20 protein-coding genes and 1 tRNA gene are annotated in these 26,466 nt (G+C 69.7%); 10 read left to right on the forward strand and 11 right to left on the reverse strand.

The window, feature by feature from the left end; all coding sequences use genetic code 11:
* Nucleotides 1-56: 56 nt before the first annotated feature.
* The 6 genes from J7520_RS14945 to cyoA all read right to left on the reverse strand — a co-directional run bounded on the left by J7520_RS14945 (nt 57) and on the right by cyoA (nt 5,235).
* Nucleotides 57-260: a hypothetical protein gene (locus J7520_RS14945; protein WP_291189696.1), complete on the reverse strand. Its 204-nt coding sequence runs from the start codon at nt 258-260 to the stop codon at nt 57-59.
* A 78-nt stretch (nt 261-338) separates the two neighbouring features.
* Nucleotides 339-1,271, reverse strand: a complete 933-nt coding sequence (locus tag J7520_RS14950; RefSeq protein ID WP_291189699.1) for a transporter — start codon at nt 1,269-1,271, stop codon at nt 339-341.
* Nucleotides 1,272-1,324: 53 nt separating this feature from the next.
* A complete protein-coding gene (cyoD, locus tag J7520_RS14955; RefSeq protein ID WP_291189702.1) occupies nt 1,325-1,726 on the reverse strand; it encodes a cytochrome o ubiquinol oxidase subunit IV in 402 nt (133 codons plus the stop codon).
* Entirely contained in the window at nt 1,723-2,352 is a 630-nt protein-coding gene (locus tag J7520_RS14960) for a cytochrome c oxidase subunit 3 (protein WP_291189704.1), read from the reverse strand. Before J7520_RS14960 ends, cyoD begins: the two co-directional genes overlap by 4 nt.
* Nucleotides 2,349-4,358 (reverse strand): cytochrome o ubiquinol oxidase subunit I, encoded by a 2,010-nt coding sequence (gene cyoB / locus J7520_RS14965; protein ID WP_345776920.1) that lies wholly within the window; start codon nt 4,356-4,358, stop codon nt 2,349-2,351. The genes J7520_RS14960 and cyoB overlap by 4 nt, the downstream gene beginning before the upstream one ends.
* A gap of 19 nt (nt 4,359-4,377) precedes the next feature.
* Nucleotides 4,378-5,235 carry a ubiquinol oxidase subunit II gene (cyoA, locus tag J7520_RS14970; RefSeq protein ID WP_291189707.1) on the reverse strand — a complete coding sequence of 286 codons (858 nt, stop codon included), beginning with the start codon at nt 5,233-5,235 and terminating at the stop codon, nt 4,378-4,380.
* Between the two features lie 518 nt (nt 5,236-5,753).
* Between cyoA and J7520_RS14975 the strand changes: the two genes are divergently transcribed.
* Genes J7520_RS14975 through J7520_RS14990 form a run of 4 tightly spaced genes read left to right on the forward strand, consistent with a single transcriptional unit; the run spans nt 5,754 to nt 9,347 of the window.
* Nucleotides 5,754-6,380 (forward strand): paraquat-inducible protein A, encoded by a 627-nt coding sequence (locus J7520_RS14975; RefSeq protein WP_291189710.1) that lies wholly within the window; start codon nt 5,754-5,756, stop codon nt 6,378-6,380.
* The gene (locus tag J7520_RS14980) at nt 6,377-7,027 is read left to right on the forward strand and encodes a paraquat-inducible protein A (RefSeq protein ID WP_291189712.1); all 651 of its coding nucleotides are present in this window, start codon (nt 6,377-6,379) and stop codon (nt 7,025-7,027) included. The genes J7520_RS14975 and J7520_RS14980 overlap by 4 nt, the downstream gene beginning before the upstream one ends.
* Complete coding sequence (locus tag J7520_RS14985) at nt 7,024-8,712, forward strand: MlaD family protein (RefSeq protein WP_291189715.1); 1,689 nt, start codon at nt 7,024-7,026, stop codon at nt 8,710-8,712. Before J7520_RS14980 ends, J7520_RS14985 begins: the two co-directional genes overlap by 4 nt.
* A complete protein-coding gene (locus J7520_RS14990) occupies nt 8,709-9,347 on the forward strand; it encodes a PqiC family protein (RefSeq protein ID WP_291189718.1) in 639 nt (212 codons plus the stop codon). The genes J7520_RS14985 and J7520_RS14990 overlap by 4 nt, the downstream gene beginning before the upstream one ends.
* Before the next feature lie 4 nt (nt 9,348-9,351).
* Here J7520_RS14990 and J7520_RS14995 read toward each other — a convergent pair whose 3' ends face one another.
* Together J7520_RS14995 and J7520_RS15000 are read right to left on the reverse strand one after the other, a co-directional pair.
* A complete protein-coding gene (locus tag J7520_RS14995) occupies nt 9,352-12,360 on the reverse strand; it encodes a serine/threonine-protein kinase (RefSeq protein ID WP_291189721.1) in 3,009 nt (1,002 codons plus the stop codon).
* Nucleotides 12,361-12,363: 3 nt separating this feature from the next.
* Entirely contained in the window at nt 12,364-12,900 is a 537-nt protein-coding gene (locus J7520_RS15000) for an ECF-type sigma factor (RefSeq protein WP_291189724.1), read from the reverse strand.
* Between the two features lie 890 nt (nt 12,901-13,790).
* Between J7520_RS15000 and J7520_RS15005 the strand changes: the two genes are divergently transcribed.
* Complete coding sequence (locus tag J7520_RS15005) at nt 13,791-16,256, forward strand: winged helix-turn-helix domain-containing protein (RefSeq protein ID WP_291189727.1); 2,466 nt, start codon at nt 13,791-13,793, stop codon at nt 16,254-16,256.
* A 279-nt stretch (nt 16,257-16,535) separates the two neighbouring features.
* The gene (locus J7520_RS15010; RefSeq protein WP_291189730.1) at nt 16,536-20,972 is read left to right on the forward strand and encodes a delta-60 repeat domain-containing protein; all 4,437 of its coding nucleotides are present in this window, start codon (nt 16,536-16,538) and stop codon (nt 20,970-20,972) included.
* A gap of 147 nt (nt 20,973-21,119) precedes the next feature.
* On the opposite strand, the gene J7520_RS15015 is transcribed toward J7520_RS15010, so the two are convergent.
* Both J7520_RS15015 and J7520_RS15020 read right to left on the reverse strand, forming a co-directional pair.
* Nucleotides 21,120-21,196: transfer RNA gene (locus J7520_RS15015), tRNA-Met, on the reverse strand.
* Between the two features lie 74 nt (nt 21,197-21,270).
* On the reverse strand, nt 21,271-21,732 hold the full coding sequence (locus J7520_RS15020; protein ID WP_291189733.1) for an OsmC family protein: 462 nt from the start codon (nt 21,730-21,732) through the stop codon (nt 21,271-21,273).
* Nucleotides 21,733-21,915: 183 nt separating this feature from the next.
* On the opposite strand from J7520_RS15020, the gene J7520_RS15025 reads away from it, so the two are divergent.
* The 3 genes from J7520_RS15025 (at nt 21,916) to J7520_RS15035 (ending at nt 24,069) form a co-directional block, all read left to right on the forward strand.
* Nucleotides 21,916-22,155, forward strand: a complete 240-nt coding sequence (locus tag J7520_RS15025; RefSeq protein ID WP_291189736.1) for a DUF1272 domain-containing protein — start codon at nt 21,916-21,918, stop codon at nt 22,153-22,155.
* An 82-nt stretch (nt 22,156-22,237) separates the two neighbouring features.
* Nucleotides 22,238-23,410 carry a phosphoglycerate kinase gene (locus J7520_RS15030; RefSeq protein ID WP_291189738.1) on the forward strand — a complete coding sequence of 391 codons (1,173 nt, stop codon included), beginning with the start codon at nt 22,238-22,240 and terminating at the stop codon, nt 23,408-23,410.
* Nucleotides 23,407-24,069 carry an HAD hydrolase-like protein gene (locus J7520_RS15035; protein ID WP_291189741.1) on the forward strand — a complete coding sequence of 221 codons (663 nt, stop codon included), beginning with the start codon at nt 23,407-23,409 and terminating at the stop codon, nt 24,067-24,069. The genes J7520_RS15030 and J7520_RS15035 overlap by 4 nt, the downstream gene beginning before the upstream one ends.
* Before the next feature lie 184 nt (nt 24,070-24,253).
* Here the strand turns inward: J7520_RS15035 and J7520_RS15040 are convergent, their stop codons facing one another.
* Nucleotides 24,254-24,685 carry an organic hydroperoxide resistance protein gene (locus J7520_RS15040; protein ID WP_291189744.1) on the reverse strand — a complete coding sequence of 144 codons (432 nt, stop codon included), beginning with the start codon at nt 24,683-24,685 and terminating at the stop codon, nt 24,254-24,256.
* 150 nt (nt 24,686-24,835) lie between these two features.
* Here J7520_RS15040 and pyk point away from each other — a divergent pair, with 150 nt between their 5' ends.
* Entirely contained in the window at nt 24,836-26,302 is a 1,467-nt protein-coding gene (gene pyk, locus J7520_RS15045; protein WP_291189747.1) for a pyruvate kinase, read from the forward strand.
* Nucleotides 26,303-26,466: the final 164 nt, after the last annotated feature.

The raw sequence follows: 26,466 nt of genomic DNA on the forward strand, positions 1-26,466 counted from the left end.
CGTTGGCGAGGACGCCTTTTCCGAAGAGTGCGGGCGGGCGGCGCAGGGCGCGTGCGTCAGTCGCCGATCGCATAGGCGAAGACGTAGTCGCCGCGATCGCCCGTGGGACTGGACCGATTGCCGCCCACGGTGAGCACGAGGTATTGCTTGCCGTGGGCGCCGAGGTAGGTGACGGGCGTGCCTTGCGAGCCGATCGGCAGGCGTTCCTTCCACAGCTCCTTGCCCGTGGAGGTCTCGAAGGCGCGCAGTGCGAAATCCATGGCGCTACTCGACTCTCAACTACGTAAAGCCTCGCCGCGGTCCTTCATTCCGCGGGTCGCGAGGCGGGATTCCGCGCCTCAGTCGGGAAGCAGCAAGGTCGCGGTGAAGAACGCGCCGATGTCCGCGCCGCTGCTCGGCGATTCCAGATAGCTGCGCACGCCGAGCTCGAAGTCGACCAGCTGCGACCCCAGCTTCGCCAGGCGATGGCCGCTCACGTTGAGGGGCACCGTGGCGCCGCCCTTGCCTTTCCAGTTGTAGGTGTTTTCCATGTTGGCGCTGACGCGCCATCCGTTGTGGAAGTCGTACGTCGCGAACGGCTGCAGCAAGGTGTTGGCGTAGTCTTCGCGATTGCTGCGCCCGCCGACGGACCAGACGTGGGCGAGGAGCACGCCGTAGGTCCAGGAACCGCGCTGCACCAGCACCACGCCGGTCGGCCCGAGTCCCCAGCGGCCCTGGCCGATCCATTTGTGCGTCGCCGTCGGGAGCTGGATCGACGGCCCGACGCCCCAGATGACGCCGTTGGAGACGGCCTTGGGCGAGAAGAAGAAGCTCTGGTTGACGTCGCCCATGCCGGAGTCGTGCTTCGGCACGTCGTTGCGCTTGACGAAGGCCGGAACGATGGTGCGGCTGATCAGGTTCCAGTTCTCGTTCCACGAGAAGGGCACGACCGGCTTGAGCTTGAGGACGTAGCTTTCCGTGTCGTTCGGGCCGACGTCGAAATTCGCGTCGGCCTCGATCGGGATGCTGATCAGCGAGGCGACCGGGTTGGAGAGCTTCTGCGTCAGCGACGCGTCGCCGCCCGCCGCCTCGGCGGCGTTGCCCGCCGTCGAGACGAGGCACGCCGCGCAGGCGATCGACATGGAAAGGACGGCGGCGCCCACCACCGGCCTGCCGGACGGGGAGCCCTTGCCTCCGTTCGCCTCGGAACGTTTCGGGTGATTCGGGGCCAGGCACTCGCCTTGCGTGAAGGGACGCCCGAGCGGCATCGCCGGGAAATGGCGCTTGATCATCTTCGTCTCCTTGAAGTTCGAACAAAGCCCCATGCGTCGAATGCCGAATCGCGTCAGCGTTGCTGGTGCAGGTCCATCACGCGTTCCATCAGCATCATGTTGTGATTGAGGTGCGACATGATCCACAGCGATCCGGACACGACGATCGCGACGATGAGCACGCCGAACGCGAGCGCGAGAATGTTGTTGGTGTTGTCCGGCCCGGTGTTGAGATGCAGGAAGAACACGAGGTGGATGCCCATCTGCGCGACCGCGAGCACGCCGAGGGCGACCGGGATGCCGGGTTTCCACAGGAACGTGTCGTGCAGCACCAGGAACGAGGCGGCGGTCAGCAGCAGCGAGACGACCAGGCCGATCACGTAGCCGCGCACGCCGGCCGACAGGCCGCTGTCCTCCGGCAGCTCGTCGCCCGGCGCGAGCTGCCCCTGCCATTCGGTTTCCTTCTCGGCGCTCATCCGGCGGCTCCCATGAGATAGACGATGGTGAAGATGGCGACCCAGACGATGTCGAGCGCGTGCCAGAACAGGCTGAAGCACAGGAAGCGCCGGATCAGCGTCTCGTTGAAGCCCTTGAACCAGAACTGCGCCATCATCGTGCCGAGCCACAGTCCGCCGACGGCGATGTGCGCGCCGTGGCAGCCGACCAGGGTGAAGAACGCCGACAGGAACGCGCTGCGCTGCGGGCCGTTGCCGGCTTCGATCAGCTCGTGGAATTCGCGCATTTCCAATGCGAAGAACGCCAGCCCGAGCAGGCCGGTCGCGAGCAGCCAGACCTGCGTCCAGATCCGGCTGCGCACCGACACGGCGAGCGCCGCCATGCCGCAGGTGAAGCTCGACAGCAGCAGGCAGAGCGTCTCCACGGCGACGTTGCCGATGTCGAACAGCTCGCGCGCGCCCGGCCCGCCGGCCGTCGCGTCCTTGAGCACGGCATACGCGGCGAAGAAGCCGGCGAACATGATGAAGTCGGACAGCAGGAAGACCCAGAAGCCGTAGCCGACGACGATGCGCTTGTGCGCCAACTCGTCCGTGCCGTGGCGGGCATCGACGGAGCGGGCGCCGTGCGAGGTGGCTGCGACGCTCATGCCTTGACCCCCGCGCGGGCGAGAACGTCCTGGCGCACCGCGCGCCGCCTCGCGTCATAGGCGGCGACCTCGGTCGCCGGAATCTCGTACTCGTCCTCGTCGCGCCAGGCGAACACGACGAAGCCCGCGAACGCGCCGGCCAGGGCGAGGATCGCCAGCCACCAGATGTGCCAGATCATCGCGAAGCCGAACACGACGGCGAAGAACGCCGTGAAGAATCCGGTCGGACTGTTGCGCGGCATGTGGATCGGTTCGTAGCGCGGCGGGCCGTCGAGCTGCCTGGCCTCGAGCGCGGCCTGCTTGATGCCCCAGTACGCCTCCTCGCCGCGCACGTCGGGCAGCACGGTGAAGTTGAACGAGGGCGGCGGCGAGGTGGTGATCCATTCCAGCGAGCGGCCGTCCCACGGGTCGCCGGTGGCGTCGACCAGCGCCTCGCGCCGGCGGATGCTGACGACCAGCTGCGCGACCAGGCAGAGGATGCCGAGGAAGATCAGCACCGCGCCGAACATCGCCACCACCAGCCACGGCTGCCAGGCCGGGTTGTCGTAGTGCTGCATGCGCCGCGTCATGCCCATGAAGCCGAGCGCGTAGAGCGGCATGAAGGCGACGTAGAAACCGATGCACCAGAGCCAGAACGAGGCCTTGCCCCAGCCGTCGTGCAGCTTGAAGCCGAACGCCTTCGGGAACCAGTACATGTATCCCGCCAGCGCGCCGAACACCACGCCGCCGATGATGACGTTGTGGAAGTGCGCGATCAGGAACAGGCTGTTGTGCAGCACGAAATCGTTCGGCGGGATCGCCAGCATCACGCCGGTCATGCCGCCGATCACGAAGGTGATCATGAAGCCGACCGTCCACAGCACCGGCGCGGTGAAGCGCACGCGGCCGCCGTACATCGTGAACAGCCAGTTGAACACCTTCACCCCGGTCGGCACCGAGATGATCATCGTCATGATGCCGAAGAACGCGTTGACGTTGGCGCCGCCGCCCATCGTGAAGAAGTGGTGCAGCCAGACCATGAACGACAGCACGCAGATCACCATCGTCGCGGCGATCATCGAGCGGTAACCGAACAGCGGCTTGCCGGAGAAGGTGGCGATCACTTCCGAGAAGATGCCGAACGCCGGCAGGATCAGGATGTAGACCTCCGGGTGCCCCCACGCCCAGATCAGGTTGACGTACATCATCGCGTTGCCGCCGGCGTCGTTGGTGAAGAAGTGGAAGCCGAGGTAGCGGTCGAGCAGCAGCATCGCGAAGGTCGCGGTCAGGATCGGGAACGCGGCGACGATCAGCAGGTTGGAAGCGAGCGAGGTCCAGCAGAAGATCGGCATGCGCGTCAGCGTCATGCCGGGCGCGCGCATCTTGAAGATCGTCGCGACCAGGTTGACGCCCGACATCAGCGTGCCGATGCCGGAGATCTGCAGCGCCCACAGGTGGTAGTCGACGCCGACGTCCGGCGAGAACTGCAGTCCCGACAGCGGCGGATACACCAGCCATCCGGCGCGCGAGTACACGCCCAGGCCGAGCGAGAGGTTGACCAGCGCGACGCCGGCGGCGGTGATCCAGAAGCTGACCGAGTTCAGCGTCGGGTACGCCACGTCGCGCGCGCCGATCTGCAGCGGCACGACGTAGTTCATCAGCCCGACCATGAATGGCATGGCCGTGAAGAAGATCATGATCGTGCCGTGCGCCGAGAAGATCTGGTTGAAGTGATCGGGCACGAGATAGCCGGCGTCCGGGCCGCCGAGCGCCATCGCCTGATGCGTGCGCATCATGATCGCGTCGGCGAAGCCGCGCAGCAGCATGACGAAGCCGAGCAGGAAGTACATGACGCCGACGCGCTTGTGGTCGACGCTGGTGATCCATTCCTTCCACAGATACGTCCAGTGGCCCTTGATCGTGATCCACGCGAGCACGGAACCGATCACCAGCAGCACGACGAGCACCGTCACCAGCGCGATCGGCTCGTTGGTGGGGACCGCCTCCCAGGTCAGCTTGCCCAGCATGTCGGCTCTCCTGCGTCTTTCAATGCGAATGGGCGGGCGCGGGCCGCGCGCCGCGGCCTGCGTTCGGCGGCGGATCGGGCAGCGTGTGCGACTGCATCACGACGTTCCGGAACAGATCGGCCTCGACCGCGCCGTAGGCGCGCGGCTGCTTCTCCACGCCGGGCTCGGACAGCGCCCGGTAGGCGGCCATGTCGAGCCGATCGCTGGTGCCGCGGGTGCGGTCGAGCCAGACGCTGTAGTCGGCCGCGTCGACCGCGCGCAGCTTGAAGTGCATGTCGGGAAACCCTTCGCCGCTGAACTGCGCCGAGAGGCCGTCGAACTCGCCGGGCGCGTGGGCCAGCAGGTGCAGCTGCGATTCCATCCCGGCCATCGTGTAGATCTGGCTGCCGAGCTGGGGCACGAAGAAACTGTTCATCACCGTCGCCGAAGTCAGGCGGAAATGCACCGGCGTCGCCGCCGGCACGACCAGCTCGTTGACGCTGGCGACGCCTTCCTCCGGATAGATGAACAGCCATTTCCAGTCGAGCGAGATCACCTGCACCTCGACCGCCGGCTTGTCCGAGTCGATCGGCTTCCACGGATCCAGGTCGTGCGAACCGACCCAGGCGATGCCGCCGAGGAACAGCACGACCAGCACCGGAATCGCCCAGACGATGAACTCGATGCGGCCGGAGTAGACCCATTCCGGCGTGTACTTCGCGCGCGTGTTGGAGGCGCGGAACCACCAGGCGAAGGCCAGCGTGAGCACGATCACCGGCACCACCACGAACAGCATGATCACGAACGAGTTGAGCAGGATGCTGCGTTCGGCGTCGCCGATCGGGCCCTTCGGGTCGAGCACGCCGCCGCCGCAGGCGGTGAGCAGTACGGCGGACACGAGGCCGAGCGCCGCGAGCCGCCGGAGGCCCCCGCGCGTGCGCACCGCGGAAGGCGCTGCGTCCTGCGCGACGAGGGGTGCTGCGTTGTGAGAGCCGGGGATCATAGAAGGCCTGTTCCACGCTGGAGAGGGCGGGCCAATGCGGTCGCCGCTGGAGTGCGCGCCCTGATCGGACCTGCCGGCACTCGAATGGAGACGCGACATCGCAGTCGCGGCGCCGGGCGTCGCTGGCGTCGACCAAGACGGCGCGATCGCCACGCATCGGTGATGGATGAAGAAGGGTCGTCCCGTTCCGACACCTCGAAGAAGCCAGGAAGCTCGTTTCGCGCGCGCAGTCGGCGTGCGTTGTCGTAAGTACGTCGGAACGCATCGGAATCCTTCACCTCCCGCGCTGCGCCGGACCCGTGCGGGACGGCAAGTCGGCGGAGCGCGAAATGAAGGGAACGGCGGCCGTTCTTCGTACCCGATACGAAAGGCAGTCCCAGGCCTCGCCGTTCCGGCCGAGGTCACGTCGAACCATGGCCGTCCAACCGCGTCCCGTCATTTGCGAGCACTGCGACTCGATCCATCAGCGCAACGAGCTGCGTCGCGACGAGATCGCGCGCTGCACGCGCTGCGGCGCCGTGCTGTACCGCTCGACTCGGCTGGACGTCGATCAACTGCTCGCGTTGACGCTGACCGGGGCGATCGTCTTCGTCATCGCCAACGCCTCGCCGGTGATCCGCATCGCCGTCGGCGGCATGCACAACGACGCCAACCTGCTGGGCGCGATCGGTGCGCTGTTCCGCGGCCCGTCGCTGGTCGTGGCGCTGGTCGCCGCGGCGACGCTGTTCGTCGTGCCGCTGCTGCAGATCGTCCTGCTCGGCTGGGTGCTGCTGTTCGCGCGCCGCGGACGCCGCGCGCCGGGCTTCGGCGGCGCGATGCGCGCACTGCACTGGATCCGCCCCTGGAGCATGACCGAGGTGTTCCTGCTCGGCGTGCTCGTCGCGATCGTCAAGCTGTCGGGCCTGCTGCACGTGATCGCCGGGCCGGGCACCTGGGCGACGGCGGCCCTGACCGTGCTGATCACGGTGATCAGCAAGCGCGACGTGCGCACCCTGTGGGACCAGCTGCCCGCCGGCGGCGCGGCGAGGGCCGGCGCATGACGGCGGCGCCGCGCGCGGCGGAATTCGGACTGGTGGGCTGCCACACCTGCGGCCTGGCCTGTCCGCTCGACGAGGCGAGATGCCCGCGCTGCCGCTCGCGCCTGCATCCGCGCAAGACCGATTCGCTGGCGCGCACGTGGGCCTTGCTGATCGCCGCGCTGATCCTCTACGTGCCGTCGAACACCTTGCCGGTGATGTACGCCGGCATGCTCGGCCACGGCGACGAGAGCACGATCCTGCACGGCGTGGTCGAGTTCTGGAAGGCGGGCTCGTGGGACATCGCGCTGCTGATCTTCATCGCCAGCGTGGCGGTGCCGTCGACGAAGTTCCTCGCCCTCGGCACCCTGCTGGTGACCGTGCAGCGGCGCAGCGCCTGGGCGCCGCGGCAGCGCGCGCGCCTGTACCGCTTCGTCGAGCTGATCGGCTACTGGTCGATGCTCGACGTGATCGTCGTCGCGCTGGTCTGCGCGCTGGTGCAGTTCCGCGTGCTCGGTACCGCCGAGCCGCGGCTCGGCATCGTGTTCTTCGGCCTGGTGGTCGTGCTGACGATGCTGGCGGCGATGAGCTTCGACCCGCGCCTGATCTGGGATCGCGGCGAGCGCGATCGAGCGGGTGCGCACGCGACTGACGGAGACACGCGCGCATGAGCCCGGCATCGAACCATCGCGACGATCCGGCCGGCGCCGCGCCGGCGCTGCCGCCGGTGCAGGTGGCGCGCCGCAGGCGCTGGAGCGCGAGCCTGATCTGGCTGGTGCCGATCGTCGCCGCGCTGGTCGGCCTCGGCATGGTGATTCGCAGCTGGTACGCGGAAGGACCGCTGATCGAGATCTCGTTCCTCACCGCCGAAGGCCTCGAGGCGGGCAAGACGCCAGTGAAGTACAAAGACGTCGTGATCGGGCTGGTCGACACGATCCACCTCGCGCCGGACCGCAGCCGCGTCGTCGCGCGCGTCAGCCTGGACAAGGACGCCGCCGGCTTCGCCACGGCCGATTCGCGCTTCTGGGTCGTGCGTCCGCGCCTGGGCATGGGCGGCGTTTCCGGCATCGGCACCTTGCTGTCGGGCGCCTACATCGGCACCGACCAGGGCTCCTCGCGGGAGGCGAAGAAGCGCTTCGTCGGCCTGGAGCGTCCACCCGCGGTGGTCTACGGCTCTCCCGGCAAGCGCTTCACGTTGCGCGCGACCGACATCGGTTCGCTCGACGTCGGTTCCCCGATCTACTACCGGCGCATCCAGGTCGGGCGCATGGTGTCCTACGCGCTGGATGAGGACGGCAGGCGAATGCGCGTGGAGATATTCGTCGACGCGCCGTACGACCGTTTCGTCACCGATTCGTCGCGCTTCTGGAACGCGAGCGGCGTCGACCTCAACCTCGACGCGAGCGGGCTCAAGCTCAACACGCAATCGCTGGCGACCGTCGTCGCCGGCGGCATCGCGTTCCAGGCGCCGCCCGGTCCGCAGGAGGCGACGCCGGCCGGGGAAGGCGCCGAGTTCGCCTTGTTCGAAGACGAGCAGACCGCGATGGCGCCGCCCGACGGCGAGCCGGAATATCTGCAGCTGCGCTTCGAGCAGTCGCTGCGCGGCTTGAGCATCGGCGCGCCGCTCGACTTCCGCGGCATCGTCGTCGGCAAGGTCGTTTCGATCACGCTCGACTACGACCTCGCCAGGCAGAGCTTCCTGCAGATCGTCGGCGTGGTCATCTATCCGCAGCGCTTCGACCGCGCCGCGGAGAAGTTCGCGCAGCTGGGGAAAGGCGTCAACGACGCGACGACGCGCCTGGCGAACTTCATCAAGCCGCAGATCGCGCGCGGCCTGCGCGCGCAGGCGCGCACCGGCAACCTGCTGACCGGACAGCTGTACGTCGCGCTCGACTTCGTGCCCGACGCGCCCAAGGTCGAATTCGACGAGAAGGCGCGCCCGGTGGAACTGCCGACCGTGCCGGGCAGCCTCGATCGCCTGCAGGAGCAGATGGGCAGCATCGCCGGAAAGCTCGACAAGATCCCGTTCGAATCGATCGGCCGGCGCCTGGACAGCACGATCGCCCGGCTCGACGAAGCCCTGCGCCAGGTCAACGAATCGACCCTGCCGCACGTGACCGCGACGCTGAGCGGCGCGCGCGGACTGTTCGGCGACGCGCAGCAGGCGGTGAACGCCGGTTCGCCGTTGCAACAGAACCTGGCGCAGACGCTGGCCGAGATCCAGCGCGCCGCGCGCTCGCTGCGCGTCCTCACCGACACTCTCGGCGTGCACCCCGAATCGCTGCTGCGCGGCAAGCGCGCGGATCCGCCGCCGCGTCCCTCGACCGAGCGGGAAGCTGAAGGAACCCCACCATGACCTCGCGCCTCGCCCACCTGCCGCGTGCGGCGATCGTCGCCGGCGCCACGCTGCTCGGCGCTTGCGCGAGCACCGCGCCGGTGCGCTATCACAGCCTTTTCGGCACCGCGGCCGACGCCGCGGTCGCCACCTCGCCGGCGGCATTCCTGATCGACGTACGGCCGGTGACCATTCCCGCGCAGGTGGACCGGCCGCAGCTGGTCGTGCGCGACGGCGGCGGCGTGCTGCCGCTCGAGCAGGAGCGCTGGATCGCACCGCTCGCCGACGAGGCGCGCGCGGCGTTGTCGGCGGATCTGTCGCGCGCGCTGGCGGCTACCGACGTCGCCGGGCAGCCGCGACCGGCCGGCGCGAAGGTGCTGAACGTCAAGATCGACCTGCGCCGCTTCGACTCGGCGCCGGGCGCCTATGCCGCGGTCGACGCGGTCTGGAGCGTGAGCGTGGACGAGGCCGGACGGCCGCCGCTGGTCTGCGGCAGCAGCATCCGCGAAAGCGTCGGAGCGGGGTACGACGAACTCGTGCGCGGGCATCGGCGCGCGCTCGCCGTGCTCGCCGGCCGGATCGCGTCCGCGGCGCGCGGCTATGCCGCGGATCGTCGCGACGGGTCGTGCGCCGAGCCGCAAGCCGTGATGCGGTAGCGCTTCACTGCTTGCGGAGTTCCTGCTTCGCGATCGTGCGATAGAAGGGATCGACCACGGCGGCGCGCAGGACTTGTTGCGCGCGGGTGCGGATCGCCACGTCGCTTTCGGCATCGGTCCTCGTGCGCCCCTGCGACTGCTGCCGGCACAGACTCGCCATCAGCGCGGCACCGGCGATTTCGCCGCCGGCCTTCGGCGCATCGCGTTCGAGCTGTTTCCGCAACGCTTCCAGGTCGGCCAGCGCGGAATCGGCGCAACGTCCCTCCAGGTAGTCCAGCTGTGCGATCACCGCGCGGGCCTGCAGCACCCGGCCGTCGCCGGCCGGCATGACGGCCGGCGCGAACCCCGCCGCCGTGTGCGCCACTTCGCGCGCGCGCACGCGATCGCCGGCGTCCCGTTCCGCCTTCGCCAGCTCGATGCGCGCGAGCAGCGACGTGGGACTCCTTTCGCCGAACGAGGCAGTCCAGCCCATCAGGGCCTGCTCCTGATAGCGCCTCGCTTCCGCCGGCTGGCCGCGCATGCGCAGGATCTGGCCGAGCTTGTACTGCATGCCGGTAAGCATCGGCGCGATCTTCAGCGGTTCGACGCGCGCCAGGAAGCTGCGCGCGGCGGCTTCGGCCTGCGCGTATTCGCCGGTGCGGAGCTGGACGTCGATCAGGGTCGTCTCGGCGTCGAGCGCGAGATAGCTGTCCTTGCCGTATCGCGCCGCAAAGATCGCATGCGCACGTTGCGCGTAGGGCGCCGCCGCCGCCGCATCGCCTTGGAGGATCTTCCTTACCGCCAGGATCTGTGAGCTGTTGGCGACGAGGTCGCTCTTCTCGTCGTAGCGCAGGCCGAGTTCGAGCGCCTTGCCCACCAGAGCTTCCAGTTCGTCGAGCTTGCGTTCGGCCAGCAGCACCTTCGACAGGGTGATCAAGCTCTCGATGTATTCCGGGTGCTGCTCGCCGAGGACGCGCTTGTGCGACTCGGCGACGCCGCGCAGCAGCGCTTCGGCTTCGGCGAACTGGCCGACGGCGGACAAGCCGGCGCCGAGCTGCGACTGATAGTTGATCCGCGCCGGATCTTCCACGGGAAGGATTCGGCTGGCGATCGCCATTCCCTCGCGCAGCAACGGTATTGCGTCGGCGCCTTTGCCGGTCTGCGCGAAGACCAGGGACAAGGCCGACAAGGCGTCGGCGAGCTGGCGCTGTCCGGTCTCGCCTTCGGCGCGCGCGAGGTCGATCGCTTCGCGCAGGAGCGCCTCCGCCCGGTCGTAGCCGCCGATCTGGCGTTCGAGGCTGCCGCGGACGATCAGGGCGGGCACCAGCAGCGTGCGTTGCGCCGTCGGCAGCTGCCGCTGGACGGTGATGACGCGGTCGAGCAACGGCCGTACCCGATCGGAATTGGCCTGCTTGGCGTAGATCGCGTTCGCCGTATCCAGGTCCAGCTGCATCGTCGCCGCGGCGGTGTCGCCGAGCGTCGTCGCGGCGATGCCGCGCGCCTTGTCCAGCGTCGCCAGCGCCGTGTCGTACTTGCCGAGGTTGAGGTAGATGTTGCCGAGCGTGCCCAGCACCTGCGCCTGCAGGTCCGGTTGCGCCTTCAGCTGGCTTTCCGCGCGCTGCATGCCGATGTCGACGAGTTGGACCGCGTCGGGAATCGTGCCGAGCGTGCGTTCCGGCGAGGCGGACTTGAAGAGGTCGAGCAGGAAGTCGCGCGTGGCGACGGCCAGGCGCGATTGCTCGTCCGCGCGCGCGGCCTGCTGGCGCAGCCGGTGGCCGAGCCAGCCCATGCCGACTAGCGCCGTGAGCAGGCACAGCAGCGCGAGCGCGGCGAAGCCGACCGCGAGCCGATGCTGCGCGACGAACTTGCGCACGCGGTAGATGCGTGCGCCTTCCACGGCGAGCACCGGCCGGTCCTCGAGATGGCGGCGCAGGTCGTCGCCGAACTCGGCGACAGTGCGGTAGCGCGCTTCGGGCTCCTTGCGCAGCGCCTTGGCGACGATGTGGTGCAGGTCGCCGCGCAGCACGCGCTGCAGCGCCGGCTCGCCGAGGCCGCGCTCGGCGGCGACGTCGCGCGCGGCGGGACTTCCCGGCGCCGCCAGTCGCGCGCTCATCGCGGGCGCGTCGCGTTCGAGGATCTCGCGCAGCAGGTCGAACTGCGAGACGTCGTCGCCGCCGTACGGCCGCCGCCCGCACAGCAGCTCGTACAGCAGCAGGCCGAGCGCGTGCACGTCGGTCGCGGTCGTCACCTTGTCGCCGCGGATCTGCTCGGGCGCGGCGTACACCGGCGTGAGCAGGCGTGCCCTGGTTTCGGTCGCGGGCGCGTCGGGGTCGTCTTCGTCGAGCAGCTTGGCGATGCCGAAGTCGAACAGCTTGGCGGTGCCGTCGCGGTCGACCAGCACGTTGCTCGGCTTGATGTCGCGATGGATGACCGAATGCCGATGGGCGTACTCGACCGCCTCGCACAGATCCAGCAGCAAGCGCAGGCGCTCGGGGACGCCGAGCTTGCGCGCATTGCACCAGTGCATCAGCAGTTCGCCGTCGACGTACTCCATCGCCAGCCAGGGATGGCCGTGTTCGTCGAATCCGCCGTCGATCAGGTGCGCGATGTGCGGATGGGAGAGGCGCGCGAGGATGCGGCGCTCGCGCGCGAAGCGCGCCTGCGCGTCGCCGCGCAGTTTCTCGCTGCGCACCAGCTTCAGCGCGACGGTCTGCTCGGGCGAGACGTCCGTGCGCTGGGCGAGATAGACGACGCCCATGCCGCCGGTGCCGAGCAGGGCGGTGATGCGGTACGGCCCGACGTGACGGCCGATCAGTTCCTGCGCGCGATCGTCGATCTGGAATTGCAGGCCCTTGGCGAGCGTGCCGAGCGGCCGGTCGAGGATGCCCTTGTCCTGCGCGTCGCGGCGCAGCAGTTCACGCAGCTCGGCGGCGAGCCGCGGCGCGTCCCGGCAGGTCGTGTCGATCCACGCCTCGCGGATCCCTTCGGGCTGGTCGAGCGCCTCGCGCAGCAGCGACACGATGTCGCGGCTCACGGGTCATTCCGCCATGTCGCGATAGAGCAGTGCGCGCGCGGCGCGCCATTCGCGCTCGACCGTGCTCAGCGACACGTCGAGCAATCCGGCGATCTCGGCGAAGCCGAGGCCGCCGAAGAAATGCAGATCGACGATCTGCGCCGAGCGCGCGTCGAGGGTGCGCAGCCCCTCGAGCGCGTCGTTCAGCCGGATCGTCTCGGTCGCGTTCAGCGTGCTTTCCTGGTCGATCTGACCGTCCAGGGTGATCATCGCCTCGGCGCTGCGCTTTTGCGCGCTCAGGTAGCGCGCGTGGTCGACGATGATCTGGCGCATCGCGATCGAGGCGGTGTTGAAGAAATGCAGCGCGCAGCTCGGCGACTGGCTCGAGCGCTCGAACTTCAGATACGCCTCGTGGACCAGCGCGGTGGTGTTGAGCGAGCTGGTCTGGTGGTTCGCCAGCAGGGCGCGCGCGCGTTTGCGCAGGTCCGCGTAGACCTGGTTGAACGTCGCCTGCGCAGTCGGAGCGGGCGGCGCTTGGGCATCGGACAGAAGCTGGGTCATAAGGTCAGGCGGAAGTGTCTTCGGCTGCGTACCAAACGCTCAGACGCGCCACCTCGCGCCTGCCCCCCGTCGCCGGCAAGAAAATTTTCGATCACCGTGCTCGAACGAGCGACGGATCATTCTCACGTACCTGCGGAGAGGTGGACAACCGCGCTGCGGCCGCGCGTATCGCGGTGCGTTCGGCGCCGCCGGCCGGTGCGCGTGGAAGCCGCGGCGAGCCGCGCCGACACGAGCGAAACGTCCGACGACAAGTCGTCCGCGAAGCCCGCCCCGGCGGCGGGCGCTTCGGCGCGGAGGGCGGCAAAGCCTTCTCGCGTCAGTGACTTGCCGGGATCGGTGCGGCGCGATCCGGCAAAACGGCTGCGGCATTTTCCGGTGTGGCGATGCGGCGGAACCCCCGTCAAACGATCGGCCGCGCAGTTGTCCGCGCGCCGTGAATCGGTGCGCTGCGACGGCGATGCGTCGTCTCTGCTCGAGGCCGGCGACACAACATGTCACAAAATCCGTCGAGGCCGGATCGAGCGTGTCGGCATGCGGAAGCGCTTCCGCGGCTGCCGACGAGAGTCGAGCGAGCTGCCGAGTGTCCTGCTCGCCGGGGTCGAAGCCGGGCGCATTGGCTCTCGCGCGGAGCGCCGAGGAGCGTGCGCGTCGGCATCGCGCGCGCGGCGGCGCGGATCGTAGCTGCGGGAGGGTCGGCCGAACCGGGACGGACGAGCTGTTCGGTCGCCGAGCGGCGACGTGCGCGTCGGCGCTCATCGCATTGCACTGTTCGGATGCCGGACGCCGTTGCGCAGCGGCGACGCTCGCGCGTCGAGCGTTACGGGCCGCCGAGGTTGGCCTATCATTTCCTGAGCGCCTCATTGCGACGCCGATCGCGGAATCTCTCAGGAATGACCGTCGCACCTTCCACGGCGAAGGACCCCATCGAGTATCGCTTCGCCGACTTCCGCCTCGTCCCCGCGACGCGCGAGCTGTGGCGCGAAGGCGAGCGCAAGCACGTGCAGCCGCTGGTGTTCGACTGTCTGGTCTATCTGCTGGAACAGCGCACGCGCGTGGTCGGCCGCGACGAGCTGGCTTCGGCGGTGTGGGCCAAGGTCGACGTCGGCGACCAGCAGATCCGTCAGCTGGTGCTGCGCGCGCGCCAGGCGATCGACGACGACGCGAAGGAGCAGCGCGTCATCCGCACGGTGTCGGGCGGCGGCTATCGCTGGGTCATGGATGTGGAAATGGCTGCGTCGCGGGCCGACGAGGATTCGGCCGCCGTGGCGGTCGCCGATCAGCCCGTCCTCATCCAGCCGTCGCCCGCCCATCCGTCCGCCGCGGATCGCCCGGCGTCGGCATCCGCGGAACCGGCGCCGTCGCCGGTCGAAGCGGCGTACGCAACCACCGATGTTCGGCCGCGTCGCGGATCCTGGAAAACCCACGCCATTCTCGGCGCCGGGCTGCTCGGCCTCCTCGCCGTGCTGCTGCAGGCGTACGTCCGTCGGGACGCAGCGGTTCGGGTGTCCGCGTCGGCCGCCTCGCGGCAAGCCGTGGTCGTGCTGCCGCTCGAAGTCGACGCGCCGTCGGAAGGCGATTGGGTGCGCCTGGGCGCGATGGACCTGATCGCGCAGCGGATGCGCGGCGCCGGCATGCCGGTATCGCCGAGCGACGGCGTGGTCTCGGCCGTGCACGCCGTCGGCGAGCCGGCCGATCCGAAGAACGAGGAGAAGCTGCGCGAAACGCTCGGCGCGGCGATGCTGGTGCAGGGTTCGGCGGTCAAGTCGTCGGCCGGATGGAAAGTCGAGCTGGTCGCCACGGGAGCGGACGCCACGCGGCATACCGTCGAGACCGAGCGCCCCGAGGCGGTCGACGCGGCGCGGCAGGCGACCGACATGCTGCTGGCCACGCTGGGCCGATCGCCGGCGCCGAATTCGGCGGACGAACGAAGCCCCCTGCAGACCTTGTTGCAGCGGGCGAGGGCGGCCCTGCTCGCCAACCAGCTCGATACCGCGCGCTCGATCCTGGCCGGGGCGCCGCAATCGATGCAGTCCGATCCGAGCCTGCGCATGACGCTGGCGCAGATCGAGCAGCGCGCGGGCAGGCACGACGCGGCGCGGGCATCGCTGACGGCGCTGCTCGCCGATCCGGCGTTGCAGGCGTCGCCGTCCCTGCGCGCACGCGCGCTGACGCTGCTCGGCTTCATCGACATGGGAGAGCGCAACGATTGCGTCGGCGGCGAGCGCAACTTCGACGCCGCGGTGTCGGCGCTGTCGGATCAGCCGACCGCTCTCGAGGCGGGAGACGCCTTGTCCGCGCGCGGCGCCGCGCGCGCCTGCCTGAACCGGATGGACGAGGCGATCACCGATCTCAGCATGGCCGGCCCGATCCTGGACGCGGCCGGCGATCGGATCGGGCTGGCCAATCTGAACAACCGTTTCGGTTTGCTGGAGAAGTATCGTCGCCGTCCTGCCGAGGCCGTTCCGTATCTGCAGTCGGCCAGCGCGATCCATCAGTCGTTCGGCGCGATCGGCGGTCTCGCCGCCGACCTCGCGCAGCTGTGCATGGTGCAGGCCGAGCTTCTGCAGTGGAGCGACGCCCTGGCGAGCAGCGAACGCCTGTGGGCGCTGCGCTCGCGCGTCGACGATGCCGGCCGGCTCTACGCGATGGCCGGACTGCGCGCCTACGCCCTGATCGGCGCCGGCCGGCACGCCGAAGCGGCGGAGCTGCTGCGCAGCACCGAGGCGGCCAAGCCGGACGTGCGCGGCGCACTCACCTTGACGTTCCACCAGGCCGGGGCGCTGCTGGCCTGGCGCCGCGGCGACGCGCAGCGGACGATCGCGGAGATCGACACGGCCTGGACGCTGCTGCCGCCGTCGCAGATGAGCGACGACGAAGACCTCTCCACGATCCTGTTGCGCCAGCGCGCGTCGATCGCGCTGGGCCAGCCGTCGCAAGGCGACGTCGACCTGGGTTCGCTGCGAGCGGAGAGTCCGAGCGACGGCGGCTCCCCGCCGGTGCTGCTGGTCGCGCGGGCCGAATGGGCGGCGCAACGGGGGCAGGCCGCCGAGGCCGAGGCGGCCTTCCGCCAGGCGATGGCCGCGGCCGAGGCGCATGCCGTGCCGGCCAATGTGGTGCTGGCGGCGGATGCCTACGCGCGCTGGCTGCTCGCCCGGCAGCGGCCGGAGGACGCGCGCGGCGTCGCCGGCCGGATCGTGCAATGGGCCGATCGCGACTACGACAGCGCCGTGCTGCAGGTGGCCGTGTTGCACGCGTTGGCGCAATCGGACGCCTGGGCGCGGGCGCTCAAGCGCGCGCAGGCCCTCGCCGGCGAGCGCCAGATTCCCGCCGAGCTGCTGCAGGCGCCGGCTTCCTAGCCGTTCGATTCGTTCGCTTTTTGCCGCCTGCGGCGATCGGCCGGATTCGGCGGCCGCGGACGCTGGGCATGCTCGCGCAGCGCCGCCGCTACGCCGCGGTGACGCCCTGGTGACGCCGTGCAACGCCGCGGTGACCCGATCGACACCGTGCTGTCGCACAGTCGGCCGGCTGGTGCCCCTGTGCGATGGACAGACGCCGGAGCGGCGAGGTGCCGTATCCGCGCAGCCGGTCGCCGAAGGGGGAGGGCAGCAAGCCAGACCATACGCACGGGGAGTCCAGTGAACGTCCTATCCGAAACATTCCGTCGGCCGCAGCACGGCGGCACGACCACGCCATTCACGCGGCGCCTGCGCGAATCCGCACGCGCTGCCCCCGTCCTCGCCGCGCTGTTCGCGCTGCTGCTGGGCCTCGGCGCCGGGCAGGCGCGTGCGCAGGGCATTCTCGACACGAGTTTCGTTCCGCCGGAGCACTGGGCGGCGTGGGATCCGGGTGTCGACGCGCTGGCGATCCAGCCCGACGGCAAGGTCGTCGTTTCCGCCGGCAACACCGTGGTGCGCCTGAGCGCCGACGGTTCGCTCGACGCCTCGTTCGCGCGGGTTTCGCTCGACGGCAGCGCCTCGCGAGTGCTGCTGCTGCCGGACGGGAAGGTCCTGATCGCCGGCGCGTTCTCGACGGTGAACGACCAGGCTGCGCCGGCACTCGTCCGCCTCGGTGCCGATGGCCGCCTGGACGCGAGCTTCGTCGCGGCGCCGACGTCCGGTTCCATCCTCGGGTTGGCGTTGCAGCCCGACGGCAAGCTCCTGATCGCGGGCCGGTTCGACAGCGTCGGCGGCGCGGCGGCGACCAGCTGTGTCGCGCGCTTGCAGGCGAACGGTTCGGTCGACGCGACGTTCGCGAGCCCGATTTCCGCGTCGTTCAACTGCGGCATCGCCGTCGTCGCTCTGCGCGCGGACGGCAAGATCCTGTTCGGCGGGGCGTTTCCGTTTCCGACGGCGGACGATCCGATATCGACCCTGGTCCGTCTCAACCCCGACGGCTCGTTCGACGCCGACCTCAGCGCAAGCGCCGGTTTGGCCGACAACGTGAAAGTGCTCCACCCGCTGCCGGACGGACGCCTGCTGGCGGGCGGTCTGGACGGCAGCGTCGAGCGCGTGGTGCGCCTGAACGCCGACGACAGCCGCGACACCGGCTTCGACGTCAGCGTCACCAACAACGGCGGCCGCGGCATGATCTTCAACGTGCTGGCGCAGCCGAACGGCAAGGTCGTGATCGCCGGCCTGTTCACCCACGTCAACGGCCAGCTGCGCAAGTATCTGGGGCGGGTCGACGCCGACGGCAGCGTCGATGCCGCGTTCAACACCGGCGGCGCGGGCATCAACACCTACTACGTTTCGTCGCTGGCGGCGCAGCTCGACGGCCGCCTGCTGGTCGGCGGCACGTTCACGCTGGTCGACAACGCTGCGCGTGCCGGCCTGGCGCGCCTGCTGGTGCCGGATGCGGCGGTCGAACGGCTCGGCTTCGGCGCGACACCGGCGAGTCTGAGCTGGCAGCGCAGCGGCTCGGGCCCCGAACTGGATCAGGTGCGCTTCGACTCCTCGATCGACGGCCAGACCTGGACCGCGCTGGGGCCGGCGCAATGGAACGCGGGAAGCTGGGAGTTGACGCCCGCATCGCCGCTGCCGGCGCAGGGGTCGCTGTGGCTGCGCGCCAGCGGCGCCGCCACTACCGGAGCAGGCCACTCGCAAGGAACGTTCAGCGGCTCGCAGCTGGCGTCGACGCGGCAGATCCGCGCCACCGTCACGCCATCGGCCGGCAGCGGCGGCGGCATCGCTCCGGCCACGCCGCAGTTCGTCGTGACCGGCCAGCCGGCGAGCTTCACCCTCGTTCCGGATTCCGGTCAGCAGGTGCTCGGCGTCGGCGGCACCTGCCGCGGGCGCTTGAACGGGAACACCTACACGACCGAGCCGATCGATGCGGACTGCACGGTGGTGGCGAGCTTCACCTCGTCGGGCAACATCGTGGTGACGCCGAGCGCCGGCAGCGGCGGCGCGATCGCGCCGGCATCGCCGCAGGCATTCGCCGCGGGAGCGCAGGCGAGTTTCACGCTGACGCCGCAGACCGGCCATGCCATCGCCGAGGTGGGAGGAAGTTGCGGCGGAAGTCTGGCGGGAACCGTCTTCACGACCTTGCCGCTCAGCGCCAACTGCAGCGTCGACGCCAGCTTCGCGATCACCAGGGTGACGGTCAGCGCGACGGCCAGCGGTGGCCACGGCAGCATCGCGCCGGCGCAGCAGACCTTGAACTACGGCGAAGCGGCCACGCTCAGCGTCGTCGCGGAGCCGGGCTACAACGCTTTCGTCAGCGGCTGCGGCGGTGCGCTGTCCGGCACCCTCTACACGACGGCGCCGCTGACCGGCGACTGCGCGGTACAGGCGAGTTTTCGGCCGTTCTCGGCCGAGCAGACCTCGGTGCAGCTCAAGCTGGCGCTCGAAGGCAGCAACGAGGACGTCTGCGCGGTCGGTACGCCGAGCCTGGCGGTGCGTCGCGGCGAGTCGCGGCGGATCAACCTCTGCGTGATGTTGAACAACCAGAGCGGCCGCGACCTGAACCAGAGAACGTTGATGCGCTCGGCCTTGCGCGACGACTTCAACGCCTACCAGCCGTGGTTCATCGCCCAAGGCGGCGTCCAGGGCAGCGTCGTCGACGGCGGCGGTTTCAGCAGCTTCTACGATCTCGGCACGGCGCGCGCGTCGACCGACGTCACCGTGACCTGGGTTGCGCACGACGCGTCCGCGTCCGTTCCCACCTACAGCTACGACGACGGCGCCGCCTTCGTTCCGCTCGACCTGTCCGCGATGCCGGCCGCGGTGAATCTCGGTCTGGAACGGCAGCACACGAGCAAGGGCGTGCATCTTCCGTTCGCGTTCAATTTCTTCGGCATTCCGACCGACGTCCTGTGCGTGAGCAACGACGGCGCGCTGATCGCCGAGAGCGAATTCTGCGAGACCACGTTCGGCGCCAGGACCAGCCTGCTGATCGCCCCCGCGCTGCGCAGCGCGGACGACGGCGGCTTCACGGGCTACGAAGGCGGCGCGGTGCGCACCGCCGTGCTCGGCACGGCGCCCAACCGCCGCTTCGCGGTGGAATGGCGCGACAAGCGCATCGCCGGCGTGGACGGCGGCGGCGTCACGTTCCAGGCCCTCGTCGACGAAGGCAGCGGCGCCATCACGTTCCAGTACGTGACGATGGCAGTCGGCGGCGCCGCGGACGACGGCGCCGGCGCGTTCGCCGGACTCACGCTCGGCTTCTACGATGCGCCGTTCGCCTATCCGGCCGGCGCCGTGCTGACCGGCGGCAAGGCCATCCGCTGGACGCCGAGCGCGCAGCCTTTCACGAGCGTAGCCACGGCGAGCGCGCACATCACCGTGCTGGCGCCGGAGATTTCGACGCAACCCTCGGCGGTGAACGCGCATGCGCCGCTGGGCGGCACCTCGACGGCCGTTCTGACGCTCGGCAACGCGGGCAACGAGACGCTGAACTGGACCTCGGCCGTCGGCGCGGGTGGCCGCGGCTTCCAGATCGCGCAGGCTCATGCTCCGCCGCTGGTGCAGGCGATGCCGGCGGCTTCCGCATCGGCGCAGCGCAGCGCGCCGGAAGCCGCCGCCGCGGATGCGCCGCAGGGATCGGCCGGCGTGCCCGCCTATGCGCACGCCTGGAACGGAATGGACAATTCGCGCCTGGTCTCTCTCGATGCCGCGAGCCCGACCTCGCTGGCAGCAGCCGCGAGCAGCGTCAGCGTCCTGGCGATCCATGCCGGCGGCTTCGTCGACGACGATTTCCGTCAGCTCTATGTGATCCAGAGCCCCGGCTGCGGCGATCCGGGCTGCTGGGACGGACTGCTTCAACGTCTGGACCCCGCCGTCGGCGACAGCAGCCGGACCGTCCTGTCCGGCATGGGTGCCGCGCCGGCGGCCGGCCAGAACTGGCGCGGAATGCGCTGGGACAGCCGCACCGGAACGCTGTTCGCGGTGGCTTCGGACGCGGTCGATCCAGGGCCGCCGTATCGCAGCGACCTGTACCGGATCGACCCCGTCACGGGATTGGCCGAACACGTGGCGAGGATCGACGACCTCGGCGTCGCCGGTACCGCGCTGGCCGACATCGCGATCGACAACGACGGCAATCTCTACGGCGTGGAGATGACCGAGGACGTCCTCGTCGCGATCGACAAGACGACGGGACACCTACGGCCGATCGGCCCGACCGGTCTCGACGTGGGTTACTACAGTCTGCAGTCGACCGATTTCGACCGCTCCACCGGCGATCTCTACTACACGACCTGGACCAACGACTCGAGCGTCGGCCAGCAGATGTTCACGCTCGACAAGAACACCGGCGCGGCGACCTTGGTCGGCACGGTCGGCGACGGCCACAGCGGCCTGCGCATGCTGTCGATCGCGAAGGCCGGCAATGCCTGCGTCGGCGCGGACCAGGTGCCGTGGCTGTCGCTCGATCACGGCTCGGGCGTGGTCGCGCCGGCGCAGTCGGATGCGGTGGCGCTCCGCTTCGACGCGGCCGGCCTGCAGCCCGGCGTCCACCGCGCCAATGTGTGCATCGGCAGCGACACGCCGTACCGGGGACAGGTCACGGTGCCGGTGACGCTGACCGTCGGTGCGGCGGACGCGATCTTCGCCGACGGCTTCGAATCGCACTAGCGGCATCCGCGTGAGGGCACGTCGATTCCGGTCTTGCCGGCGCGACGTGCTCTCCCGATGTGCGTGCGCCACCCGTCGCATCGACGCGGATCGTTCCACGCCAACGAAAAAACCCCGCGAGCGCGGGGTTTTTCGTGCGAAACCTGATGGTGGCTATGGGTGGGCTCGAACCACCGACCTTGGCATTATGAGTGCCACGCTCTAACCGGCTGAGCTACATAGCCACGAGGGTCGCGTAGTTTAAGGACTCGGCGCGGCGGCGTAAACCGGGGGCGGCCCGGCGCCGGTTCCCGGCCGTTCAGCGCGGTTCGACGCGGATCGCGGTCTTGACCGAGTTGGCGATGAAGCAGCGCTCGTGCGCGGCTTCGTGCAGCGCGTCCGCCTCGGCCGCGCTCGGCGCGCGGCCGTCGGCGTAGTCGATGCGCGGGCGCAGCACGACCTCGGTGATCGCCTGCCGGCCCGGCGCGATGCGCGCCATCGTGCCGATCGCCTGGTCTTCGTAGCGGTCGACGACGAAGCCGCGGCCGGCGGCGAGCGACAGGAACCAGAGCATGTGGCAGCTGGAGATCGCGGCGACGAAGGCTTCCTCGGGATCGACGGCGGAAGGGTCCGACCACGGCGCGGCGACGACGTGCGGCGAGGGCGAGGCGGCCACCACGGCGCCGCCGTCGAAATGCCACTCGTGGCGGCGCGAATAGCGGCCCTGCGCGAAGTCCGCGTCGTCGCGCTGCCAGCGGACCGTCATCGTGTGGCTGCTCATCGCACTCGCTCTACTGGATCTGGGGGACGCATCCTACCGTCCCGACATCGCCGCGGCAGGGGCCATTCGCACGCCGGCTCGTGGAACCGCCGATTGGCTCCCGCGCCGACTCGCGCAGTGGCCGTTCCACGCCGGGCGGCGCGGCGCAATCCTGCACGCTCCGTGCCGGCGAGGACCTGGGCCATGCTCGAACTGCGTAGCCATTGCGAATGCTGCGGAAAGGATCTCGCGCCCGACGCGACCGACGCGAGGATCTGCTCGTTCGAATGCACCTTCTGCGCGGCCTGCGTCGAGTCGCGGCTGGGCGGCGCCTGCCCGAACTGCGGCGGCGATCTGCAGGTCCGCCCGCGACGTTCCGCCGCGTTGCTGGACAAGTATCCGGCGGCGACGCAGCGGCGGCCGCTGGTCTGCGCCGGTTCCTGATCCGCATCATCGCGGGCATTGCGCCCGCGCGGGGCTCCCGCTGTAATGGCGTGCTGCGAAAACCGCCGCCAAGGAGTTCCCGATGTCCGTCGTCCGCATGAGCGATCTCGATCTCGCCGGTCAGCGCGTGCTGATCCGCGAGGATTTGAACGTACCGATCGACCACGGTCGCATCACGTCGGAGACGCGCATCCTCGCCTCGCTGCCGACGATCAAGCTCGCGCTCGACAAGGGCGCGGCAGTCATGGTGACCTCGCACCTCGGTCGCCCGAAGGAAGGGCAGTGGACGCAAGAGGACTCGCTGGCGCCGGTCGCCAAGCGCCTCGGCGAACTGCTCGGCCGCGACGTGCCGCTGATCAAGGAATGGCTCGACGGCGTCGAAGTGAAGCCGGGCGAGGTCGTCCTGCTCGAGAACTGCCGCATGAACGTCGGCGAGGCCAAGGACGACGAGGCCCTGTCGAAGAAGTACGCAGCGTTGTGCGACGTCTACGTGATGGACGCGTTCGGCACCGCGCATCGCGCGCAGGCCTCCACGCACGGCGCGATCCGCTTCGCCAAGGTCGCCGCCGGCGGCCCGCTGCTGATGGCCGAGCTCGACGCGCTGGCGCGCGCGCTGGAGCATCCGGCGCGGCCGCTGCTGGCGATCGTCGCCGGCTCGAAGGTGTCCACCAAGCTGACCCTGCTCGAAACCCTGGTCGGCAAGGTCGATCAGCTGATCGTCGGCGGCGGCATCGCCAACACCTTCATCGCCGCGGTCGGCCACAAGGTCGGCAAGTCGCTGTTCGAGGCGGACCTGATCGACACCGCGAAAAAGATCATCGCCGATGCGAAGGCGCGCGGCGCCGACGTGCCGATCCCGAGCGACGTCGTCGTCGCGCCGGCGTTCGCGGCCGATGCGCCGGCGACGGTGAAGCCGGTCGACCAGGTGGGCGAGGAGGACATGATCCTCGACATCGGCCCGCAGACCGCGCAGCGCTACGCCGAGCTGATCGCCAAGGCCGGCACGGTGGTGTGGAACGGTCCGGTCGGCGTGTTCGAGTTCGACGCATTCGGCAAGGGCACCGAGACGCTGGCGCGCGCGATCGCCGCGTCGGACGCATTCTCGATCGCCGGCGGCGGCGACACGCTGGCGGCGATCGAGAAGTACGGCGTCGCTGACAAGGTTTCCTACATCTCGACCGGGGGCGGCGCCTTCCTCGAATTCCTCGAAGGCAAGGAGCTGCCGGCCGTCGCCGCGCTGAAGGCGCGCGCGTGAAGCTGGCGCTGTTCGATCTCGACGGCACGCTGACCGATTCGGAAGCCGGCATCCTCGCCTCGATCGAATACGCCCTGGCCAAACTCGGCGCGAAGGCGCCGCCGCGCGCGGAGCTGCGCGACTGGATCGGGCCGCCGCTGCGCGTGACGTTCCCGCGCGTGCTCGGCGACGATGCGGCGGTGATCGAGCGCGCGGTCGAGCTGTACCGCGAGCACTATTCGAGCATCGGCTGGCGCGAGTACATCGTCTACGCCGGCATCGGCGAGGCGGTCGACGCCCTCGCCGCGGCGGGAACGACGTTGGCGGTGGTCACCTCGAAGGCGGCGTTGTACGCCAGCCGCATCGTGGAGAGCCTGCCGTTCGGCACGGCGTTCGCGCGCGTCTACGCGGTCGCGCCGGACAGCGCGCACAGCGAGAAGGCGACGATGATCGCGCAGGCGCTGGCCGACTTCGGCGTCCCGGCGAGCGATGCGGCGATGATCGGCGACCGCCGTTTCGACATCGAGGGCGCACGCGCGAACGGCGTGCGCGCGATCGGCGTGGAATGGGGCTTCGGCAGCCGCGAAGAACTGCTCGACGCCGGTGCCGACGCGATCGCGGCGAATCCGCGCGAGCTGGTCGCCGCCTTGCTGCGTCCGGACGACATGGCGACGTCCTGAGCGCCATCGCTCGCTCTACCGGTTGCAGACAAGGCTGAATTTCTCGCAGAGGCGCAGAGAGCGCAGAGAAGGGAAAAAGAAATCCTCTTTGCTCGACTCTCTGCGTTCTCTGCGCCTCCGCGAGAAAATCTTTCTCGACTAGCGCCCCCGCCACCCCGTTCCCGCAAGCGGCGAAAGCGCTCGATCAGACCAGCGTGATCTTCACGTCGACGTTGCCGCGCGTCGCGTGCGAGTACGGGCAGATGTCGCGATGCGCGGTGTCGACGAGATCCTGCGCCACGGCGCGGTCGAGGCCGGGCAGGTTGACTTCGAGTTCCACGGCGATGCCGAAGCCGGTCGGCTCGCGCGGGCCGATGCCGACGTGGCCGGTCACGCTGGTGTCGGCCGGAACCGTGACCTTCTTCTGCCCCGCGACGAAGCGCATCGCGCCCTCGAAGCAGGCCGCATAGCCGGCGGCGAACAGCTGTTCGGGATTGCTGCCGAGGCCGCCGGGACCGCCGAGTTCCTTCGGCACCTTCAGGTCGAAATCGAGCACGCCGTCGCTGCTCTTGATGTGGCCGGCGCGGCCGCCCTTGGCGGTGGCGGTGGCGGTGTAGAGGATCTTGCTGAGGCTCATGTCGCGCTCCTTCGATCGTTGCGGTGAGGGAAACCTTACGCAGACATTGTGACGCTTGCGGCGGATCGCAACACGCGCCGGATTCCGGTCACGGCCGTCGCGTATGATCGGGAGAATACGCTTCCGAGCCTCGCCTGGAGATCCAAGCACGTGCAAGCGCAACTGCGTCGAACCAAGATCATCGCCACGCTCGGCCCAGCCACCGACGCGCCCGGCGCGCTGAAGCGGCTGCTGGCCGAAGGTGTCGACGTGGTGCGCCTGAATCTGTCGCACGGCACGCACGAGGATCACCGCGCCCGCGCCGACGCCGTGCGCGCGGCGGCGGCGGAGCTGGGCAACGAAGTCGCCGTGCTGGCCGACCTGCAGGGACCGAAGATCCGCGTCGAGCGTTTCGCCGCCGGGCCGGTGCATCTCGAACCCGGGCAGGATTTCCTGCTCGACTGCCGCGCCGACGCGCCGCCCGGCGACGCGACCCGCGTCGGCGTCAGTTACCACGACCTGTGGCGCGACGTGAAACCCGGCGACGTGCTGCTGCTCGACGACGGCCTGATCTCGCTCGAAGTGATCGACGTGCTCGAGCAGGCGGTGCGCAGCCGAGTGCTCGCCGGCGGGCGCCTGTCCGACCGCAAGGGCATCAACCGCCTCGGCGGCGGCCTCACCGTCGCCGCGCTGTCGGACAAGGATCGCGCCGACATCCGGCTCGCCGCCTCGATCGGCGCGGATTTCCTCGCCGTGTCCTTCGTCAAGACCGCCGACGACGTCGAGCAGGCGCGCGCGCTGCTGCGCGAAGCCGGCGGCAGCGCAGCCCTGGTCGCCAAGATCGAGCGTGCCGAGGCGATCGACAATCTCGACGCGATCGTCGAGGTTTCCGACGCGGTGATGGTCGCGCGCGGCGACCTCGGCGTGGAGATCGGCGACGCCGAGCTGCCGGGCCTGCAGAAGAAGATCATCCGCGAGGCGCTGCTGCGCAAGCGCGTCGTCATCACGGCGACGCAGATGATGCAGTCGATGGTCGAGTCGCCGATTCCGACGCGCGCCGAAGTGCTCGACGTCGCCAACGCGGTCATCGACGGCACCGACGCGGTGATGCTGTCGCAGGAGACCGCGGCCGGCCGGCATCCGGACAAGGCGGTCGCGGCGATGCGCCGCGTCTGCCTCGGCGCCGAGCGCCAGTTCGAGCCGCAGGAAGACCTCAGCCCCGGTACCCACGGCCTGGACCGCACCGACCAGGCGATCGCGCTGGCGGCGATGTTCCTCGCCAATCAGGTCGGCGTGCGCGCGCTGATCGCGCTGACCGAATCGGGCGGCACCGCGCAATGGCTGTCGCGCTACCGCTCGACCGTGCCGATCTACGCGCTGTCGCGCAACGCCGCCGCGCGCCGGCGCATGCTGCTGTACCGCGACGTGCATCCAGTCGAATTCGACGCGCGCGGCGTCGGCCCGACGCAGGCCGCGCGCGAAGCGGTGCTGCACCTGTTCCGGCTCGGGCACCTGGCGGTCGACGATCGCGTGATCCTGACCACCGGCGACCACACCGGCCAACTCGGCGGCACCAATACGCTGAAGCTGCTGAAGGTCGGCGAGGGCGGCGTCGCCGAGGGGCTCGGCGACCTGTAACGCGGCCTGGTCCGACCTTCGGCGTGCGTGGTTCGGTCGGTCCGCCGGATCGGCTGCGCGCTGTCGCCGGTGCGCTGCGACGACGAGCGGAAAAACGCTCCGCCGTCGAAGGAACGAATCCGCCGCGCGACGCCGCGCGAAGCTGCGTCGTCTATCCGTACAAT

This window comes from Dokdonella sp. (assembly GCF_017744955.1).
Taxonomy (GTDB): domain Bacteria; phylum Pseudomonadota; class Gammaproteobacteria; order Xanthomonadales; family Rhodanobacteraceae; genus Dokdonella_A.

What these genes read in the sequence shown, in the direction of transcription:
- J7520_RS14945 (WP_291189696.1), bottom strand. Translation starts at nt 260, where the DNA reads ATGGATTTCGCACTGCGCGCCTTCGAGACCTCCACGGGCAAGGAGCTG.
- J7520_RS14950 (WP_291189699.1), bottom strand. Translation starts at nt 1,271, where the DNA reads ATGATCAAGCGCCATTTCCCGGCGATGCCGCTCGGGCGTCCCTTCACG.
- cyoD (WP_291189702.1), bottom strand. Translation starts at nt 1,726, where the DNA reads ATGAGCGCCGAGAAGGAAACCGAATGGCAGGGGCAGCTCGCGCCGGGC.
- J7520_RS14960 (WP_291189704.1), bottom strand. Translation starts at nt 2,352, where the DNA reads ATGAGCGTCGCAGCCACCTCGCACGGCGCCCGCTCCGTCGATGCCCGC.
- cyoB (WP_345776920.1), bottom strand. Translation starts at nt 4,358, where the DNA reads ATGCTGGGCAAGCTGACCTGGGAGGCGGTCCCCACCAACGAGCCGATC.
- J7520_RS14975 (WP_291189710.1), top strand. Translation starts at nt 5,754, where the DNA reads ATGGCCGTCCAACCGCGTCCCGTCATTTGCGAGCACTGCGACTCGATC.
- J7520_RS14980 (WP_291189712.1), top strand. Translation starts at nt 6,377, where the DNA reads ATGACGGCGGCGCCGCGCGCGGCGGAATTCGGACTGGTGGGCTGCCAC.
- J7520_RS14985 (WP_291189715.1), top strand. Translation starts at nt 7,024, where the DNA reads ATGAGCCCGGCATCGAACCATCGCGACGATCCGGCCGGCGCCGCGCCG.
- J7520_RS14990 (WP_291189718.1), top strand. Translation starts at nt 8,709, where the DNA reads ATGACCTCGCGCCTCGCCCACCTGCCGCGTGCGGCGATCGTCGCCGGC.
- J7520_RS15000 (WP_291189724.1), bottom strand. Translation starts at nt 12,900, where the DNA reads ATGACCCAGCTTCTGTCCGATGCCCAAGCGCCGCCCGCTCCGACTGCG.
- J7520_RS15005 (WP_291189727.1), top strand. Translation starts at nt 13,791, where the DNA reads ATGACCGTCGCACCTTCCACGGCGAAGGACCCCATCGAGTATCGCTTC.
- J7520_RS15020 (WP_291189733.1), bottom strand. Translation starts at nt 21,732, where the DNA reads ATGAGCAGCCACACGATGACGGTCCGCTGGCAGCGCGACGACGCGGAC.
- J7520_RS15025 (WP_291189736.1), top strand. Translation starts at nt 21,916, where the DNA reads ATGCTCGAACTGCGTAGCCATTGCGAATGCTGCGGAAAGGATCTCGCG.
- J7520_RS15030 (WP_291189738.1), top strand. Translation starts at nt 22,238, where the DNA reads ATGTCCGTCGTCCGCATGAGCGATCTCGATCTCGCCGGTCAGCGCGTG.
- J7520_RS15040 (WP_291189744.1), bottom strand. Translation starts at nt 24,685, where the DNA reads ATGAGCCTCAGCAAGATCCTCTACACCGCCACCGCCACCGCCAAGGGC.